A 20523-nucleotide genomic window follows, 5' to 3' on the forward strand; every position below is an offset into this window, starting at 1 on the left:
TTGAAATTTTTAAACTACTTTTTTAGTTTAAAACACTGGCAAAAATCAATTCATGGATAAAATAACAAAAATCATAAAAAAATACAACTACTATTTAAACTAAATGCAAATAGAAAACTCATTTTTATTTACATTGAGCCTAAAAAAATATGTGAAGTTTTGAAAGAGCCATAATTAAAAGCCTTAAATTTATAGATTTCTAAACGGTTAAATTTAAGGCATTGCATCATATTTAAAAATATGACGGAAAATTCGCATTTTCTGATTTTTTTATGACAAAAACATAACTAATTCCTCCCTAATTCAATATCAAATTTATTAATTATTCTTAATGAGGGTTATTATAACATAATTTTTTCCTAGACCAAGCATTTTTTTTTTTTTTACAAAGCCTAAATTTAATGCATTCTTCCATATTTAAAAACATAGCTCAAAATTTGTATTATTTGAGTTTATTATAGGAAAAATACAATTAAGTTAAGTGATCAAAATTCTTAAAAATTACCAAGAAGCAATTAAAATTGCCAAACAACCAGCTTTTTGAAATACTGTTGATACTAATAATAATCCTCAAGTTCCTTTTAAAGATCAGAATTTTAGTAAAATCTCAACTCTTAGTGATTTAGTTTTTGCCTTTTATACTCAGGCAGCCTTAGCTAATAATTGAAATGAGTATCAAGACTCAGGAGCGCGTCCTTCAATTAAATTTGAAATTGAAGATGATGCTGCAACCTCTAAAGATCAAGGTAATATAATTGGTCTAAAAATTAAATATGTTGTTGGCTTTGATGATAATGCTGGTAAATTTGTTGATGATGTAATTCAATCAAGTCCGCAGACAATTTTTGTTCGCACTTCAGGGCAGTCAGAAGCTGAGGTAAAACAAAAAAATAATTTAGACCAAATGGTTGAAGATGCACCCCTTTCAAGTCAGTCCTTAATTCTTGATGCTGAAAAATTTGGTCATTTACAAATTCTTGCTAATTCAATTTATGACAAGAAAAAACCAGCTCCAGAACCAGAGACTCCAAGACAAGACTCAGGAATCCGTTGAATTGACGACAAAGTTCCAGGCCAGCCTCGCCCAGAAGTTAAAAGACCTGAGATCAATCAAGATGAATTTTTCAAAGGCAAATTAAGACCAGTTGCCGTAGAAGTATCAACCTTCTCTACTCTAGACGAGAGTCCTTATTTTGCGACTCCTTTCCAAGACAGTCCTCAGACTAGTCAAGGTTCAGATTCAACATCTGAGAGTTCAAATGAAGACTTGCAGACTTTAAAACAAAAACTTGAAATTCTTTTAGGTGAGCAATTTAGTAATTATTTTAATAATCTTGATCCAAATATCACTTTTGAAATTGAATCAGTAAAGCAAATCTCACCGGAGGTCTACAGCGTTAGTCTTTCCTTAGTAAAAAATGTTGTGGACGGAAATACAACTACCCGGGTAAAATCAGATAAGAGTCTAACTCTAGTAGTCCACAAACAACAAACAAATATTCCTGAACTAGCAAAGACTCCGGAGGTATCAAATACTAGCTGGGCTAAACAATACAGTCCTGACCAGCCTTTGGCTAATTCAACAACAATTACACTGGAATTTAAAAATCCAATACAGACTGACCCAACTGGTAAGCCAACAAGTCAGTGGCTATCTTCAGTGCCGGTGAGTATTCATCCAGCTGAACTGGCTTTGAGTCCACTGCAGCCGGTGATAGCGCCTGAGTTGAAGAATACAAAATTAGCGGCTCTCACTACTAGAAACTACACTTTCTTCTTTGGGGATGAAAAAAAAGTCAATGATAACCTTGGAATTGCCCAAAATGCTACTAGAAAAGCGTCTAAAATTGAAGTTAAGAATCCAGAATTAATTACTTCTTCACCCGTCCAGATCCCAAATCCTCAGCATCAATTAGTTCAGCTAACATTGAATCCGTTACTGAACCAAAGTGTTGTAGACTTTAAAATAACTGACCTAAAGGTAGAATCACCAACAAAGTTATCATTTACCCTCGAAAGTAGTGATATAAAACGTTTAATTAATGCCCCTATTGAAATAGCAAAAGCGTCAGATTCTTCTACTGATACTTTAGAAAGTCAAGATATAAAAGCTACAAATATTGTAAAAATTAAACCTAAACTAATCTTACAAGGTGCAATAGGTGTTCCTTGAAGCACAATAAAAAAACCCCTTAAGTTCTCAAAACACCTTAACCTAAATGATAAATGATTTGAAAGTCGAATCCCGGAATGATCAAAAAAAGTTGCACGTATGATAAAAGCCCAAGTTTTCCCTGAGATCGGTAAAAACGGTAAAGCTGCCAAAATACAGGTTAACACCTTCCGTAGTTGAGTCAATATCAACGATCCACTTTGGCAACTATTAGAAAAAGACCCTGCTCAAGATCTCTCCGCTTTATCTCTTAAAGTTTTTGACCCTTCAGGTTACTTAAATCAAAGATTAGCTAAAGAAGGAGAGCAAGTCAAAACCCCTACCCCAACCACCAACCTTAATTTATATTCATACCAACTTAATAAAACAAAGGAAGATAAAGTTAGAAAAGGTTGAACAAATGTTCACCCAAATCAATTTGTTAGTCCAGGTGAAAACTTTAAACTTACTAACGATTATTTAAATATTATTTTAAATCAGCCAACTAAAGTTACTTACTATAGTGCAAGTGATTTTGTAAATAATTTATTTAATGATCCAGATAAAAAACCTGAAGAAATTCAAGACAAATACACAAAAACTGTCAAAGAAAAAGTAGGGGCTAATGCTGTTGACTGAGGAACTGCTTATTTGAACTTTTGGTATCCAAAAGAATTAATTCAGCAACAATCAAATATTATTAGTGCTAATTTAACTGATTTATTATTTGTTAATCCTGATGAGCTTACAAACAACGAAAAAATGATTGCCCCTAATTTAGTTAATTGGTGACCTAATTTCCGAAATTCAGAAACTCCATTTATTAAAACAACTGAAAATAAAAAGGCAAAAGATGAAGTTCTTCAAAATCCACTTGGTTGAACACAAGTTCAAGATGGTGGATTTGGCCTTCGGGTAAGAAAAACATTATTTGATCGTGACACCCGTACTTTTACACTAACAACTAATATTCCAGTTCCAACCCAAGATTACTCAGAAGTTAAAGATACTGATGACTGACGTTTTGTTTTCCAAAACGATAGTGGTCAAATTGCAATGCTAAAAGCAACTCGAGCAACTAATAGTTCAAATAATCCTGATTTTAAAGATAATGGAGCAGTTCAATTCCAGACAGTTATTCCTGAGCATTTCTTTATATCAAACGTTAGATTTGTAGGAATATTCAAACAAGAAGATCAAAAATTAAAATGATTACCAATTATTGATACTGAATATACCCGAGTTTCCCAGTTTTAAGACAAAAATTCACTTTTTAGTGAATATAAATATGAAGAAACACCCGTAAATCGGTGTTTTTTTAATGTAAAACCTTAATTTTATAAGTAGCATTTGGTAGCATTTTAAGTAATTTTATGGTATAATTATAAATTATGAAAAAACAAAAATTAACTAAGTTGGTTTAGTATCGATGTTGCAAAAATTAAGACAAAGGGTTGAATTTAACACTTTAGATCAGCAAATTATATTTAAAAAACACGATGGTGTCCCTAGCGATCCAAACATTTGAAATAGATATGATTTTTACTTTGATATCTTAATAAATCACTAATAAAATTGTAACCAACTTTTACCAAAAAACTTAAAAAAGTCCCTAAAACCAGATACTTTTTTAAAATTACCTTATGAAACTGGGAAACTCGGGAAAACTAACCAAAAACAGTTAAAAAAATTATAAAAAAAATAGCCAGTGCTATCTTTTTTAATGAGATTAATTTAGAATTTTTACTTTGTTAAAATGTACTCAACCAGAGTTTTAACCATTACACCAGTTGGAAGATTGCGAACAAAGGCAGTCGCGGCAATATCTAAATGAAGAAATGGCTTGTCTTCGACAAATTCGGCAATAAACATTGCAGCAGATGATGAGCCAGCCTTACCGGAAAAATCAGTGTTTTTTAGATCTGCTACTTTCGAATCACGAATATTTTGGGCAAAATCTAAATGTAGTGGCATTCTTCAAATCAATTCGCCAGCTTCTTTTGATGCTTCATTGAAACTTTTTCAGATTTTATCATCATTAGCAAATGCGCCAGTAAAAGTTTCGCCAAGAGCAACGCGAATTGCGCCTGTTAGAGTTGCCACTGAAATAATTTCGGTTGCATTTTCTTCACGAATTGCATATGTTATTGCATCTGCTAAAATCAGGCGACCTTCGGCATCAGTATTGTTAATTTCAACAGTTTTACCATTTTTTGATTTTCAAACAGAATCGGGTGTATTTGCATCACCATTTAGGCGGTTGTCTGTTAGTGGTAAGACGGCAACAACATTAGCGAGTGGATTAAATTGTGAAAGGGCATCAATAGCAGCAGCACAAATTATTGCCCCAGACATGTCGTATTTCATGTCATTCATATATGTACCAGTTTTTATATTATATCCACCAGAGTCAAAAGTTATCCCTTTTCCAACAAAAGCAGTTTTATATTGACTTCCTGGTAGTCCATCATAAGAAATAACAACAAGTTTTGCATCATAAGTTGAGCCACGATTTACAGCTAAAAGTAAATTCATCCCTAATTTACGGATTTCTGACTCGCCAAGAACTTTTACAGTTAATTTAGGGTTTTGGGAAATTTTTTTCTGGATTTCAGCTGCTAAAAACTCTGAAGAGGCAATGTTTGGCGGGATATTTTGGTAATAGCGAGCATAATTTACAGCATTATTGATTATTTGGTATTTATTGATTATTGGTTTTAATTCATCTAAATAACTCGAGACAACTAAAATATCACGGTATTTTGTTCGCTGTTTATCATATTCTGCTCTTAGGGAAAAAATATCAGAACGAACAAAGGCAACAACTTCAATTAAATAACGAAGGAAGCTATTTGGAAATTTATCAAAATCAATTTGGATATCTCGTGGGTAATTAGCTAGTTTTTGTGCAATTTTGCGAAATCTTGAAGGTGTAAATTCTTTTGTGCGCGAACCTAAATTAATATATGCTTTATTTTGGCCAAGATATTCAGTGATTGCAAGGTCTTCTTTTAATAGCATTGGGATTTGCGAGTCAAAATAGACAGGTTCGATTGTTATCCTATTTGATTCAAATTTATTGGAGTATTTGACAAAAATTTCTGAGAATTTTTTCACTTTAAATATGTGATCCTTACTAAATTAATTATATATAGCTTAAAAGTTTTGTTATAGAAATTATAGCCTAAAAACTATATTTTTTTGAAAAATAAATATAAAAAAAGTTATCTTAAATTAATGCACTAATTTGATAAAAAGCAGTCTAAAAAATATTAGAAAAATACTGTTCTAATTAAAAGTGGCTTCTAAATACTGGATTTTATAACCAAGTCCAACTCATTTTTCTTCATAAGAAGTCATAACATTTTCGCTAACGCGGGTAGAATTTAGTAAATCATTAGTCTGGTAGATTATTTTTCAACCATTTTGTTCTAAGGATTCAATTGAGTATTGGAAAAATTTTTGGTTATCGGTTTTTAATTTTAGAATACCGTCTTTTGTTAGTATTTCTTTATAAATATCAAGAAAAAGTTTGTAAGTAAGTCTACGCTTATAGTGTTTTTTCTTTGGCCAAGGATCAGGAAAAGTAAGTCATAGCTGACTTACTTTTCCGTTCAACATTGACAATAAATTTTTTGCATCACATACAATGATGAAAAAATTTTTTAAATTATAAGTATCAACATATTTTAAAGATTTAACAGCAGCAGAGGGAAATTTTTCAACACCTAAAAACTTTTTAGAAGGATTTTCAAAAGCAAGTTTTGTAATCATTTGCCCTTTACCCATTCCTACTTCTATTATTCAAGAATCATCAACAAATATTGGATTTTCAACTAGTAAATTATGTTTTTGAATTCTTTCAAGTGCATCGGGAATATTTCTTAATCGCATATTAAAATAGATAACGATTTTTAATTATTTTTTTATGAATGGCAATTGATATCATGTTGTCCACGAATTTCAAAGTGCTCATCAACAATTCCACTCTCAATTTCTTCAATAGTAAATGTAGTGTGATGAATGTGTTTTAAATTGTGTAAATCAACAGGAATTTCCATTTCGTGAACAATGTTTAATTGACTTGCTTGAACTTGTTCAGCATTAATAATTTCAATTTGTCTTGCAATATCAAGATTTTCTTCTAAATTAACAACAGGTTCTGGTTCTATTTCTACTTGTGGTTCAACATAAACTGGTTCAGCTGGTGCTTCGTAGTAAGTTGGCTCAAAAGCAGGTTCTTCATAAACTGGCTCTGGCTCAACATAAATTTCAGGCTCAGGCTGTACAAAAACAGGTTCTTCTGGTTCTACATATTCTTCTTCAGTTGTTTGAACTTGTAAATCTAATGGTTCATCAAAAGCAGGTTCTTGTTCCATTGGTGCAACACTTACAGGTTCAGGTTGTTCAATAGGAGGATTGTCAAATTCGTTTTCTAATTCAGGGTTATCTTCAACTTCTGTTCCTCAGTGAACAATTTTAACGCTTTTTCCATCTCGAAGATCAGCGGTGAAAATCATAATTAAAGTGATTATGTTTCAAATTACAGAAAGACCAAGAATTACACCACCTGTGATTGTTAAAATTTGGACATCTCTTGCAATTTCGTCTTGGGCTGTTGATCCTAAATACATCATTTGCGAAATGAAAATCATTAAAAGACCAACGAGAGTAAAGGTAAATCTAATAATTGCTAGACTTATTCTACCCAAATACCAAAAACCAAATCCAAACAAACCAAGAAAGAGCTCATTGTAAAATGCGTCGCTTTGCAATAAGCCATCTTTCCTTTTTTTGTCTAAATATGCCATTTTTACTCCTTTTTTTTAAAAAATTAGGTATTTTATTTTTCTTGAAAGAATCTAAAAATTAATTTTATCTATCGATTTAAAATTATACATGAAAATAAAAAAAACCAATAAAAAAATAAAATTTTTTTAATAAACTAACTTACTTTTTTTGGAAATCGACCAGAGTATAATATAAAACATTTCCACCAAGATTTTCTTCAAAAATTAGCTTTTCAACAAGAGGAACGCTAACACCTGCAACGCCACTTCGGTAGTTTGTAGTAATTCTTGCATATTCTTGTAGTGGGAATTTTTCAGTTTTTTGGCCGATAAATTTAGGGTAAATTTGGAGTCACGGACTTAAAGTTGCTTCTAAATTAAGCATTTTTTGGTTTTTAAGCTCTTTTTTAATAGTTATATTAAAAATAAAATTATCTTGATTTAAAAGAAAAACTTGATAATTTTTAGTTTCAATATTTGTCTCTGGATCAATTTCGCCTGGCGATTTTACAATTGCAATGTCAATAAATTTATTTGAATTAGGTTGATAAAAACTGTTTTTTAAAGCTTCATTTCTGAGACCGATATTTAGTTCATCATTTTGTTGCTGAAATTGGTCAATTTTTGCCAGACCGCGAACAAAAACAGCAGAATTCAAATTTTTTAAAAGTCAAAGTCAATTGTTTTCAAATAGTTCATTAACACTAAATTTAGCTTTTTCAAACAAAACAGGGTTAGAATTGCCTCTTCCAAAGCCACCAATTATTGAATCACTTGGTGAGTTGTTTATTGTGTTATAAAAGCTTAAATTAAAGGCTAAATCGTTTAAATAGTTATCAGAGTCAATTGTTAAAATTCGGTTTATTAATTGCTCTTTTGAGTCAGCATTTTCATAAATTTTATCTAAAAGTTGATTGATAATACTGTTTTCTAAAAAAGGCTCAGCTTTTTCTTGCTGAAGTACATCATTTTTTGCAAATTTTTCGTATTTAGCTTGATAGTTAGTTGGCTGATTAGTTGGCTGGGCACAACTAGCTAAAAAACCAGCTGATAAAAATGTTAATAAGTTAACAGAAAATAGTAATTTTTTATTTTTTTTCATCTTTTTCCTTAAAAAACATTTGCGCAGGCAAATTATAACGGAATTTTTTTACAAAATCATTTTCAAAATCATGATAAGCTTCCTGAGAGGCATGATAAAGTGCTTGGTGGAAAATTTCGGTAAGAACTTTGGCCGAAATTTTATTTTTTGTTTTAGGAAAATGATATACAAAAGGATTTAGACTTACTTTTGGCTCTGAGCCTGAATTATCAACTCTTAAATTTATTAATGTGTTTTGCTTTAATATATAAAGATCTTTATAATTACTTACAAATCTTGATGTGTCACCTTCAGAAATTGACTCAAGATATTTATTTGCATAATAAAAAGGTTCTGTAAGATCTTCTTGGTCTTTAACAAGCTGTTTAAATTCATCACTATGAGCAACTTTTAGACTACCATCTTCGTCAAATTGATCAGGAAATGAGTATCATTTATAAAAATCAAGTCTAAGTTTGTCAAGTCTTTCAAGAATAAAAAGTCAGTTTGTATCAACAAAGTTTTTATATTCTTCAATTGCGGCTTCAAAATCTTGAGAATCAGTATTATTTAATTTTTCTTGAATTTTTTTTCATTTAGACTCTAATTTTTCAATGTTTTCTTTTGCATAGTAAGCATTGAAAAATTGGACTTTTTTATTTTCATTATTTGGTCAAATAGTTTGAAAAATAAACTCAAAAACACGGCGATTATTGAATTCTTCAGCTGTTTCATTTTTTATTTTAATGTCCAATTTTTCATCAATAAATTTAGAATAATTGTCCATAAAAGTTGAATTTTTCTTTGGTGATTCTTCAGGTTTAGTGCCAATATCGCTACCTTTTTCCAAATCTATTGAATATAAACTGTATTTGTGAAATTTATAAGGCGAATTAAATGAAGAAATATCAGTAGTAATATTTGAGAAAAAATTAGAGCTAGTTAGATCATTTTTTTCATTAAATAGTTGATTTTTTACAGTGTTGTCAAGATTTGCAAGATCATTTTTATACTTTTCTTCAAGTTCGGCAAGCTCTAAATTAAGATCGGAAATTTCTTGACTTGAGTTATTTTGATTAGAATTACTATCTACGTCTTGGAAATTTGTGACACTAACGTTTCGTCGCGTTCTACCAAATCCTCGACGAGTTAGACTTTTTAGTAAGAAGGCTTTTGCATCTTCTGAACATGCTTCTAAATTATTAATGCTACAAAAATTCCCTCCTCCATCTTCGTCCTCTTCATCTTCAGAATCAAGTGATTGCCCGCTTGAGCGTTTAAATTTAGCGATTTTGTCTTCTAATTCGGCCTTTTTTCCTTTAAAATCATCGGTTAGATTTTCGCGCGCGCTTTCGAGTTTATCTTTGAAATACTTTTGTTCTTCAGATTTTACTCAATTTTCAATGGCATTTGCAAAAGAAAAATTATCAGCAATTTGATCTTCAAGCACAAACATATTATAGTCAAGTTTTGTTTTTAATTCGTTATTAGTTTCAAAAACAGTAAATCTAATAAATTTATTTTTGTCAAAAATTAAATAATAAACGCTATTTTTATCAAATTGATCAGCTTCTCTATCAATTTTAATAAAATCAAAATTTTTATTTGTAATTTTGATTTTGGTATCTTTTAGCAAATTTATTTTTTCTTCATTAGCATTTTTTACAAATCGACCGGTGTAAGGATTGAAAATAAAAGATAATTTGTCAATATTTTCAAGTAAAAATAGTCAATTTTTTGATAGATATGAATGGATTGTAAAGCGCGAATTTTCGCGTGTTTCGGTGTATTGATCTTTGAAAAATCTAAAATATGGTCTTGAAAAAATAAGAGAATATTTTAATTCGCTAGTTAATTTTGGTAAATTTAGATTAATTTGGTTTGAAATATAGTCATCTTTTTGAAGTTCATTATTAGAAAAAACTGAATTAACAAATTCCTGAAATTTAAGATTTGTAAGCAATGATTTATTCTCAGGTTTTGGTTGCGATTCGTAAAAATTATAAATTCCGCTGCAAGAAATAAACAAAAAAGACGCTGGCAATGTAGCTAAAATCAGTAATTTTTTCTTTAACATTATTTAGTAGTCCCCGTGTTTAGTATATATTTTTGGTACATTTTTTGCAGATTTTCTGTTTTTTGACCACAGTAGTAAATTTTTCCCTTATTTATTAGTGTTAAACTATCAATTAAAGAATCAATTTCTTGCAAATTATGACTTGAAAGGAAAATTGTTTTCCCTTGTTTGTGCAAAATTCTAATAATTGCTAAAAATTCACTTCGCGCTGAAGGGTCTAGGTTTGAAAAAGGCTCGTCAAATATTATTAGTTCTGGATCATGAATCAAAGACTGAACAAGCATAATTTTTCTTTTTTGACCTGAAGAAAAGTTAAATGGTTTTAATTTTGCTAAATCTTCAATTTTTAAGAGCTTTAAATAATAATCAATTCTTTGCTTTACTAACTTAGAGTTCATTTTTGACATTAGCCCAAATTCATACAAAAATTCGTATGAATTTAGTTCGGGTGGAAAAATTGAGTTTTCGGGAACATAACCAATAAATTTTTTCGCTTCTGGCAGTTTATTTGAAAAATTATTAATAAGAATTGTTCCTGTAAAATTTTGGTATGCATCGACAATACACTTAATAACAGTTGTTTTTCCCGCTCCATTTTCACCAATAAAGGCATGAATTGTGTTTTTTTTAACCTTAAAAGTGACATTTTTTGCCCCTTTTTCGGATTTAGGGTAGATTTTTGTTAAATTTTTAACATCCAAAACTCAATTTGACATTATTTATAATCCTTTCTAGTATAAATTCGAAAGATAAAATAAACTAAAACTATTGAAATAAATGCTCAAATCAGCGGGTAAAAATTTTTAATTACAACGTGATGATTAGATTTTATTTCCATAATTTGTAAAACTGGTTGGAATAAATAATTGTTGCTTTTTGCTAAATTGAATCTCTTTATCACTCTATTATCAACTAGTCTTTGTTCGGCGCTAAATGATGAAAATCCGCCGATTTGATAATTTTGTTGGTCAATTTTGACAAAAAATGGCACTGGATCAAAAGTATTTTTGTCATTTTTTAATAAATTATTAAGAACAAAGCTATTTTGTTTATTAAAATAAAGTCAATAAATCAATGAGGTAGCCAAATATATTTTTTTCTGAACTTGGTTTTCAATTTGTGTTATGTCAGGATTTTTTGCAAGAACAACACTTTGCTCATCAACTAAATCTAAAAGTTCTTTGTCAGTTGAAATTGCCGCAGAAATTTTTTCAAGAATATCTTTTTGGGTATTTTCTTCTGTAAAGCCTTCAAAAAAGGTGCGTGCGTATTTGCTAAAAACTTCAGATGAAACAACTTGTTTTATTAAATTTCACTTTAATTTACCAACAAGATCAGATGTAAGTCCAAAAGTTTGGGCGTCCTGAGGAAGCATTTTATCAAAATTAGAAGCATCTTCATTAGCATAAATTATTTCTCGATTTTCAAGATCTTCAAAATGCGAGTCATTTTTAAGAGCTCCGGGAACTAAAATTACTTCTTGGTTATTTGAAAGTTTATATCTTTGAAGACTAGGGACTGTTGAGAGAAGGTAATTTTTTTCTTTTGATTCTAAATTGTTTGCATAAATGTAATTTTTAAGAAAACTATCCTGATTTCCGGCAGCATTTTCGATTGCATCACGGTCTTTTGGTTCAAAAATATTAATTAATTGATAAGGAATTAATAAATAAGAAGCCACCTGCCAGATTTGGGCTGCTGCTGAAGAGTCATTTCATGCTTGTTGAATATAATTTATTTGTCGATCGGTAAAATTAGGGTTGTCAACTTGTTTTGGAATTATAAAAAAGCGATCTTGCTTGTCGTTTAAGTAAAATTTTTCGACATCAGCAATTGTTTTTGAATCATAGCCATTATGTTCTAAATTGAGAATTTCAGCAAATCTATTAATGCTTGAGGTTGAATTAAAAGTTGTTGTTGAGCCAATTAAAATAAAAGGCGCAAATGAAAAAATAGCGATAGCAAGCGATGATTTTGAACTAAATTTGTGACTAACAATTACTGTAATTCCGCCAAAAATAGTAAATGAAAAAAATGGCGATAAAAATCCAAATAATAAAGGTGTATTTACTTGGTCAAAAAATGAATAATTAATTAAATAAAATCCTATTAATAAAAAATCAATGAAAACTGACCAAATAAGTCCAAAAAATGTTAAAAATAAGATTTTTGTCGCAATAAAATATTGACGAGAATATGGTTTTGTGAAAGTAATTATATCAAGACTTTGAGTTGCTAAATCTTTAAAAATAGATAAAAACATATAGGATGATATAATTATTGTTAATGAAAGATTTATAAAAAGGGTAATAAATGAAAAAAGACTAAAATTTGTTTCAGTTGCGTAAAATTTTGTAATTAAGGACAACATTACTGTCGTTAAAAAAGAAAGAATAATAAAAACATATACTGCTTTCTTTTTAAAACTTAATTTAAATAAAAATTTAAAATATTGATTTGATCTAAAAATGTTTGTTCTGACTTGTAGCAAAACGAACCTCTTCTACTTTTCTACTAATTTATAGTATAATAAAATAGTGAAAATTTAAAATTAGAGTCTAAGCTCGACTGTGTTAAATACTAAGTAATTATACCACAAACTGTTAAAAAATATTTTTTACAAAAGGATAAAATATGATCATTGGAATTATCGGAGTTACAAATACTAGCATAAATTTAATTTATAACTTAATTTTGGCAAAAACAGATGTTGATTTCTTACTAATTGACGAAAATTTTATAAAAACAAATCAAATTATTAAGGAATTAAATCTAATAATAAAACAAGGCGGATACAAAAATAAAGTATTTTTGGAAGATTATGGCTCTTTAGAAAAGGCAAATATTTTGATAATTGATCCAGCCCAAAATTTAGTTCCTGGAATGAGTCTAGTTGATCTTGCACTTGAAAATTCAGAAAAAATTTATAAAATTGGTTATTTAGTTCGACACTCTAATTTTAACGGAATTGCTTTTGTCTTAGGTTATAACAATTCAATTTTATGTAAAATTTTTAGTTTTGCTAGCGGACTTATTGGCAAAAAAGTATTTGGAATTGGTCCTAATTTAGAAAACATGCATGCAAATTTATTTGTTAATGATTTAAATTTAAACATTACAAAAGATAATGAATTTTTAGTATTAGGCGACCATGGTCATTCATTTTTACTTGACTCAAACATTGAAAAAAACGAGACTACCATTAATAAAATCAACAAAATTGATGATTATGTGGCCCAAACAAACAATGAAATACTTGAAAATTTAATCAGAAAGACGCCACACAGTCGAGTTCTAGGACTGATTTTGTCCAAAATTTTGCTTGATATTTTAAATCAAAGACAAAATTTCCACCTTTTAAATTGCTGAGTTGAGTCTTTTTATAATATTAGGGATGATTTTTTTTCTCTGCCTGTAAAAATTGATATTTTTGGACAAGTTAAAACAAAAGATATCAAATTAACTCAAGCAGATCGCGAAAAATTAGTTAAATTTATTTGGGAAAAAAATAAACTTTTAGACTTAACTAATAAATTCTTGAGTCAATAAGATTTATTTATTTGTATTTTAGGCAAAATATTTTATAATTTAATTAATTTTTTTAAAATCGGAGGTCTATAATGTCAAAATTTCGCTCATATAAATTTAAAGGAATTGGTGCTTCTAGCGGAATATCGATAGCAAAAGTTTTTAAACTTACTGAACAAAAAATTGAAATTAGTGATGCAAAAATAACTGATATTGATGCTGAAATCAAAATTTTTCAAGACGGAGTGCGAAAATCTGTCGAACAAATTGAAAAAATTAAAAAATTAGCAACTAAACTTAATCAAGATGAACTTGAAATTCTTGATGCTCATATTTTAATTGCAACTGATCCGGTTTTGGAAGATGATACAATAAATCTGATAAAAAGTGGATATTCAGCCGCATATTCCTTAAAAGAAACAGCCAAAAATCATACTAATTTTTTACTTGAAACTGGTGATGAATATTTAATGGGTAGAGCGGTTGATATTAAAGATGCTTCACAAAGAATAATAAAAAACATCCTAAATTTGGAAATAATTGATCTTAGCGCGATTGATGAAGATGTAATTATTGTTGCTGATGATTTAAAGCCTTCTGATACTGCTCAATTAAATGAATATGTTAAAGGTTTTGCCACAAATATTGGTTCAAAAACATCTCACTCTGCAATAATGGCTAGAAGTCTGGAAATTCCGGCAATTTTAGGTATTGGCGATATCCTTGAAAAGGCTGAAGCTGGTGATATTTTAGCAATTAACGGTGATCTTGGGCAAGGAATTCTTAACCCAAGTGAAAGTGAAATTAAAGAATTTGAAATTTTAAAACAAGAATACGAAAATGAAAAAGCAAAACTTCAAGACTATTTAAATAAAGAATCAAAAAGTGCTGACGGAAAAAAAGTTGTAATTGCTGCAAATATTGGTTCAGTTGATGATTCATATGCTGCCAAAAAAGTAAATGCTGATGAAATTGGTCTTTTCCGTTCTGAATTTTTATATATGGATAACCAAAATTGGCCAACTGAAGATGAGCAGTTTTTTAGCTATAAAGCCGTACTTGAAAGTCAAAATCCTAAAAAAGTTGTTGTCAGAACGCTTGATATTGGTGGTGATAAAACCTTAAAATACTTTGATTTTGCAAAAGAAATGAATCCTTTTTTAGGATATCGTGCAATTCGATTGTCACTTGACAAAACCGATATTTTTAAAACTCAACTTCGGGCATTAGTTCGGGCATCTGAATTTGGAAATTTAGCAATTATGTTTCCAATGGTTGCAACTCTTGATGAATTTTTTGCCGCAAAAGCAATTTTTGAGCAAGTTTATCAAGAAGTTAGTCAAGAAAATCCAAAAGTTGCAAAACGTGAAGACATTAAAATTGGAATTATGATTGAAATTCCAATTTCAGCAATTCATGCTGATCAATTTGCAAAATATGTTGACTTTTTCTCAATTGGAACTAACGATTTAATCCAATATTCCTTTGCCGCTGATAGAATGAATGAAAAAGTTGCCTATTTATACCAAACTTTAAACCCTGGACTTTTAAAATTAATCAAAATGGCAATTGATGCTGCTCATAAACACGGAAAATGAATTGGAATGTGCGGTGAAATGGCCGGTGATATCAATGCTGTTCCACTTTTATTAGGTCTTGGTCTTGATGAATTTTCAGTTTCAACAAGTAGTGTTTTAAAAGTAAAGAAACTAATTTCTGACCTAAATTACGAACAAATGGTAAAAATTGCAAATGAAGCCTTGCAATTTGATACCGAAGGTGAAGTAGTAAAATATCTTGAATCTTTAAATTTAATAAGACATAAATAATTTCCAATATTATTCAATTAAAATAAAAAGGTGAAATTTCACCTTTTTATTTTAATTTTAAAAAAATTTTTTGTCTTATGTACTACAAAAAATTAATCAAGAGAATCTTCAATAATTTCTTTTTCTGAGTTTGAAATAAATGATCTAAGCATAATAAGATAAATTATATTAATGAAAGGAATAAAAATTGCAACAATAGAAAGTACGAAAATTCGCTTAAACTTTGAAATAAAGTGAGCGTTTTTTAGGTTCATTCGCGCTGGTAGATCTTTTAATTTAAAAGGGGAAATAATTAATAAAATTCAGAAAGCAAATGATAATATAACCCAAAAAATAAGCATTACAGCTGTAGCCGAGGCTGATTCTAAAAGTGTTGAAACTGCTTTTTCAATATTTTTTGGGTCGGTGCTGGCCTGACCTACAGCACCAAAAAATCCAGCAATAAATACAATAAGTGTTATAAGACCTAAAGCAAATTTAACTATACGAATAATTAATAATATTTTTGCTCATGATTTAGTTGATCTTAATAATTGAGCGGCATCATTTTGATAAGCCATCTATATCCTCCTGGAAAAATTGTATATTTTATATGAAATTTTATACTAAAAAATTTATTTTGCACTATAATCATACAAGAAATTATTCTAATTATGAAAAATAATGTACAAATAAATAATTATATAAATTATATTATAAAATGAATTGCCAAGACTAAAAAAACAAATAAAAAAGGCGTGATTTTTGGTATTTCTGGTAAAGTTGACTCTGCACTTGTTGCGTTTTTAGGAAAAAAAGCTTTCCCTAATTCGCATTTAGGTCTTATTATGCCTATTCGCGATATTAGCAGCGACAAAACTGATATTGACCAATTAGTCAAAAAATTTGAAATTTCCACTAAGGAAATTAACTTAAGTTCAACTTTACAAAACTTAAAAGACTTGTTTAGTCTTAAAAACCAACTGGCAAAAATCATAAAAAATACAACTACTATTTAAACTCAATGTAAATAGAAAACTCGTTTTTACTTACATTGAGCCTAAAAAAATATATGAAGTTTTGAAAGAACAATAACTAAAAGCCCTAAATTTGTAGATTTCTAAACGGTTAAATTTAAGGCATTCCATCATATTTAAAAATATAATGGATAATTTGCACTGGCTGATTTTTTTATGGCAAAAACATAACTAATTCCCCCTTAATTCAATACAAAATTTATTAATTTATTCTTAATTGAATTTTATTATAACATAATTTTATTTTAGACCAAGCATTTTTTTTTTTTTTATAAAGGGTTAATTTTAAACTAATAAAAATTAAGACTTTGCCTCAAAAAAGACGGATTTACGGGTATTTTTGAATATTTTTATTCACTAAAATGTGAATTTTTGCCATCAAACCGGCAAACTCAGGAGAAATTTGTGTGCTTATAGTTTCAATTTATAAGCTAATAAAATATAAGCAAAACAAGAATATTTTGGTTTAAATTTCAGTATTTTTTTGTTTTGATTAGTCAGAATAAAATTCAGACAGGCATTAGTTAACCTGTCTGAATTTCTAATATTAATCTAACTTTAGAGAGTTTTATGAAACCAGTTTTTTTATGTTGATTTTAATTTTACTTATTTTCTAAAAATTTTAAAACTTTTTCAAATAAATAATCAACATTAAAACCTTTTAATTCATAAACAACGTCTCCTGGTGCTGACTCGCCAAAGCCACTGGCAAAATGTCCAGAAAATTTTTGGACAGTAGCTAATTTAAATCACAAAGGATCATTTGAAGCTTCAATGGCAAAAATAGGCAACTTTTCTAATTCTAATTTTTTAATTAACAGTGGATTTTCAACTAAATTTTGTAAAATTGGAACTGAAATCAAATTAGCAAAAATTTGACTTTGCCCTAATTTATCAATTAGTTTTTTGGCTAGCTGAACCTCAGAGCCAGAAGCTAGTATATTTATTTTAGCTGATTCAGTTTTGTAAATATAGTAAGCTGAGTCAATTTTTTCAGGATTTTTGTTGTAAGATTCTAAGGGTTGTCTTGTTGTAATAATTGCAGTTGGTTGTTTTTTGGAATTTAGGGCGTAATTAAAGGCAAAAATTGTTTCAAACTGATCACAAGGCCGAATTACTAAAAAATTTGGAATTGATCTTAGCATTGCTAGTTGTTCAACAGGTTGATGGGTCGGCCCATCGCCGCCGACTTGATATGAGTCATGCGAAAAAATGTAAATTGGACACAGGTTCATTAAACTTGCAAGCCTTAGTGCGGCTTTTGCATAGTCACTAAAAACTAAAAAAGTCGAACAAATTGTATAAAAATTAGCATAAAGTGAAATTCCGTTGTTAATTGCAGCCATTGCAAACTCACGAATTCCGTAGTTAATTAGTTTTTGGCCGCTAAATTTAGTTTTAGTTGCAACCCCTAGGTCAGCAGACCCACCTAAAATAAGTAAGTCAGTGTTGTCAATTTTTTGGATAATTTGCTCAACATAATCGCGGATTGCTAAGTTATTTTTAGCAAAAGTCAGTCCTTCTAAATTAAAAAGTTCTTTGTTTTTAAGGAAGTTTTCAAATCGTTGGCCAAGAAGTGGATATTTTTGTTTGTAAACAGTAAAATTTTTTTGTCACTCAAGATATTTTTGATTTTTTGGCACTAATAAATCAGCCCCTATTTCATAGACTTTTTTGTCGTAGTCAAAAGGCTCTAGATTTTTCAACCCCAAATTAGCTTTAAATTCATAGGTTTTTTTAGCACTGACTGATCCATGATGCCCTTTGGTTGAATTGGCAAATTCTGTTCCAAAGGCAATAATAGTTGGAACTTGAATATAAACAGGTCTGTCAGATTTTCTTGCTTTTTCAAGGGCAAAATTGATATTTTCAACTTGATTATCTTTTAAAATAATCGCATCAAAGCCAATTGATTTGAAAAAACTGGCAAAATCAAGATTATTAACAAAACTAGCGGTTGTATCAATTTGAATGTTATTAAAATCGTGGACAATTATTAATTTTGACAGTTTATTTGTGCCGGCAAAACTGAGTGCTTCTAAGGCAACACCTTCTTGAAAATCGCCATCGCCACATAAGACATAAGTAAAATGGTCAATAATTTTTAAGTCGGGTTGATTGAATTTTTGGGCCAGTCTTGTTTGGGCTAAGGCCATTCCGACAGCCATTGCCACTCCTTGGCCAAGCGGCCCAGTTGAGGCATCGATATATTCTAATTTGTCAACCTCGGGATGCGAAGGTGTTTTTGACTCAAGTTGTTTATGATTTTTAATATCTTCAAGCGAAATTAAGCCCATTAAATGATAAAGTGAGTAAAGCCCCATTGAACCATGCCCGGCTGATAAAACAAAGCGATCGCGATTAATTCACTTTGGATTTAGCGGGCTAAAATTTAAATTTTGACCAACTAGGCTATAAAAAATTTCACTTGCTCCAAGGGCCATTCCAATATGACCACCGCCAGCATTATTAATTGAATCAAGGGCGACTGCCCGCATTGTTGCTAAAAAAAGCTTTAAATTAGGCAGTTTTTGCTCGTTTTCCATGGTATTTTTTAATAACTCCGTCGATAATAAAAATCAAGTAAACTAAAATGCCAAAGCCTAAAATTACATATTTTCCAACTTTAGGAATAAAGCCAAGAATTCCGGGAATATAGCCAATAAAATAGTCTGTATCGCCTCAGTTTAGACTAATTAAGGATTGTTTTGTGGCTCCGCCGGCGGTAATTAAATCACCAAGTGAGTTAGTCTCAAGCGGTGTTCAATTTCCAAGGGCAAAAAATACCGGAATAAATGTAATAATCAGTCCGCCAACAAAAGGTCCGATAATAGCGCCCCAAATTCCACCTTTTACGTTGCCAAAAACACCAGAAGTTGCCCCTAAAAAGAAATGTGGAACTAGTCCTGGAAGGATTATTGCCGGAATTAGTGCTGCATAGCCAAGCCCTAATGTAATAAAAAGTCCGATTATTCCTGCTAAAAAAGAGGAAATAAAGCCAATAATAATTGCATTTGGTGCGTAGGGAAAAACTACCGGACAGTCAACAGCGACTTTGGCATTTTTAATCAATTTGTCCGAAAAACCTTTAAACATCGGCACTAATTCGCCAACAAATAATCTAACTCCGGCAAGAATAATTTCAACTCCGGCAGTAAAAGTAAAAGCCGAAATTATCATAGTTACAACTCAGTTTTTTGAAGATAAAATTTCAATTACATTAGCATCGGCAGCTGGATCAAACCTTCCTAATTCATAAAGAATTCCTGCTGGCAAAAAGGCAAAAATGTAAAAAAGAAAAACTGTTAGAGATATTGAAACTAAGGTGTTTCGAAAAAAATAAAGTGACTGGGGAAATTTAATTTCTTCTGTTGAGAGCAGTGTTTTTTTGGAAATTTTGGCAATTGACTCGCCAATTAGACCTGAAAGAGCATAGCCAAATCCGCCGGTGTGGCCGAGGGCAATTTCGTTTGTGCCGGTAATTTGGCGCATATATCTTTGTTGAGCAGCAGGCGAGATTACCATATAAAGGGCTAAAATACTTGCTCCGGCAATTAGGGCCATTGCAAAATCTGCTGAACTATTTTGGAAATCAAAGCCAGAAGTGTACATAACAGCCGCCAGCATTAAAGAAGAATAATAAAGAACATGACCAGAAAGATAGACATATTTTAGTCTTGAAAAAGTTGCAAGAATAATATTTAAAAGCATTGCAATGACCATAATTAGCGATCCTAAAGTTGCAATACTTGGCAAACTCTGGGCGAGTGCGCCTGCAAAAGCGTCATTATTTGGAATAACACCGCTTAGATTATAAACTCTTTGGAAAAGTGGTTGGAATGAATTGAGCGAGCTAACTAAAACACCAGCACCGCCACCTAAAATGATAAAGCCAACACTAACTTTAAAAGAACTAACAATAATTTGTGAGACTTTTTTGCGCATTGCAACAGCACCAATTAGTGTAAAAAGTCCAACAAGTAGAGCTGGTGTGCCGACAAAGTCTTTTAGAAAACCTAAAAGTCAAAGACCGAAATTCATCAGTTATCC

Annotated in this window: 15 protein-coding genes; 5 read left to right on the forward strand and 10 right to left on the reverse strand. The window is 30.2% G+C overall.

Annotated features, from left to right (window positions below):
* Positions 1–481: 481 nt before the first annotated feature.
* Positions 482–3409 (forward strand): hypothetical protein, encoded by a 2928-nt coding sequence (locus V3249_RS01580; RefSeq protein ID WP_341517618.1) that lies wholly within the window; start codon positions 482–484, stop codon positions 3407–3409.
* A gap of 172 nt (positions 3410–3581) precedes the next feature.
* Positions 3582–3722 (forward strand): hypothetical protein, encoded by a 141-nt coding sequence (locus tag V3249_RS01585; protein WP_252263094.1) that lies wholly within the window; start codon positions 3582–3584, stop codon positions 3720–3722.
* 173 nt (positions 3723–3895) lie between these two features.
* Here the strand turns inward: V3249_RS01585 and V3249_RS01590 are convergent, their stop codons facing one another.
* The 7 genes from V3249_RS01590 to V3249_RS01620 all read right to left on the reverse strand — a co-directional run bounded on the left by V3249_RS01590 (position 3896) and on the right by V3249_RS01620 (position 12471).
* Complete coding sequence (locus tag V3249_RS01590) at positions 3896–5269, reverse strand: M17 family metallopeptidase (protein WP_044285942.1); 1374 nt, start codon at positions 5267–5269, stop codon at positions 3896–3898.
* Positions 5270–5440: 171 nt separating this feature from the next.
* Entirely contained in the window at positions 5441–6046 is a 606-nt protein-coding gene (trmB, locus tag V3249_RS01595; protein WP_337896686.1) for a tRNA (guanosine(46)-N7)-methyltransferase TrmB, read from the reverse strand.
* A gap of 32 nt (positions 6047–6078) precedes the next feature.
* The gene (locus tag V3249_RS01600; RefSeq protein ID WP_341517619.1) at positions 6079–6963 is read right to left on the reverse strand and encodes a hypothetical protein; all 885 of its coding nucleotides are present in this window, start codon (positions 6961–6963) and stop codon (positions 6079–6081) included.
* 139 nt (positions 6964–7102) lie between these two features.
* Complete coding sequence (locus tag V3249_RS01605) at positions 7103–8044, reverse strand: aromatic motif membrane protein (RefSeq protein ID WP_337896684.1); 942 nt, start codon at positions 8042–8044, stop codon at positions 7103–7105.
* A complete protein-coding gene (locus V3249_RS01610; protein WP_341517620.1) occupies positions 8031–10100 on the reverse strand; it encodes an aromatic motif membrane protein in 2070 nt (689 codons plus the stop codon). The genes V3249_RS01605 and V3249_RS01610 overlap by 14 nt, the downstream gene beginning before the upstream one ends.
* Positions 10100–10816 (reverse strand): ABC transporter ATP-binding protein, encoded by a 717-nt coding sequence (locus V3249_RS01615; RefSeq protein ID WP_341517621.1) that lies wholly within the window; start codon positions 10814–10816, stop codon positions 10100–10102. The genes V3249_RS01610 and V3249_RS01615 overlap by 1 nt, the downstream gene beginning before the upstream one ends.
* Complete coding sequence (locus V3249_RS01620) at positions 10816–12471, reverse strand: ABC transporter permease (protein ID WP_341517622.1); 1656 nt, start codon at positions 12469–12471, stop codon at positions 10816–10818. The genes V3249_RS01615 and V3249_RS01620 overlap by 1 nt, the downstream gene beginning before the upstream one ends.
* Positions 12472–12734: 263 nt before the next feature.
* Here V3249_RS01620 and V3249_RS01625 point away from each other — a divergent pair, with 263 nt between their 5' ends.
* A complete protein-coding gene (locus V3249_RS01625; RefSeq protein ID WP_341517623.1) occupies positions 12735–13649 on the forward strand; it encodes a lactate dehydrogenase in 915 nt (304 codons plus the stop codon).
* A 71-nt stretch (positions 13650–13720) separates the two neighbouring features.
* Positions 13721–15457, forward strand: a complete 1737-nt coding sequence (gene ptsP / locus V3249_RS01630; protein ID WP_333503899.1) for a phosphoenolpyruvate--protein phosphotransferase — start codon at positions 13721–13723, stop codon at positions 15455–15457.
* Positions 15458–15549: 92 nt separating this feature from the next.
* Here the strand turns inward: ptsP and V3249_RS01635 are convergent, their stop codons facing one another.
* Positions 15550–16017, reverse strand: coding sequence for a hypothetical protein (locus V3249_RS01635; protein WP_341517624.1), 468 nt, complete (start codon positions 16015–16017; stop codon positions 15550–15552).
* Positions 16018–16110: 93 nt separating this feature from the next.
* On the opposite strand from V3249_RS01635, the gene V3249_RS01640 reads away from it, so the two are divergent.
* Entirely contained in the window at positions 16111–16455 is a 345-nt protein-coding gene (locus tag V3249_RS01640) for a hypothetical protein (RefSeq protein WP_303536098.1), read from the forward strand.
* 620 nt (positions 16456–17075) lie between these two features.
* Here V3249_RS01640 and V3249_RS01645 read toward each other — a convergent pair.
* Together V3249_RS01645 and V3249_RS01650 are read right to left on the reverse strand one after the other, a co-directional pair.
* Entirely contained in the window at positions 17076–19019 is a 1944-nt protein-coding gene (locus tag V3249_RS01645; protein WP_341517625.1) for a transketolase, read from the reverse strand.
* On the reverse strand, positions 18994–20514 hold the full coding sequence (locus V3249_RS01650; protein WP_337896693.1) for a PTS ascorbate transporter subunit IIC: 1521 nt from the start codon (positions 20512–20514) through the stop codon (positions 18994–18996). The genes V3249_RS01645 and V3249_RS01650 overlap by 26 nt, the downstream gene beginning before the upstream one ends.
* Positions 20515–20523: the final 9 nt, after the last annotated feature.

Source organism: Mesomycoplasma ovipneumoniae, from assembly GCF_038095995.1.
In the GTDB taxonomy this organism is placed as follows: domain Bacteria; phylum Bacillota_I; class Bacilli_A; order Mycoplasmatales; family Metamycoplasmataceae; genus Mesomycoplasma; species Mesomycoplasma ovipneumoniae_F.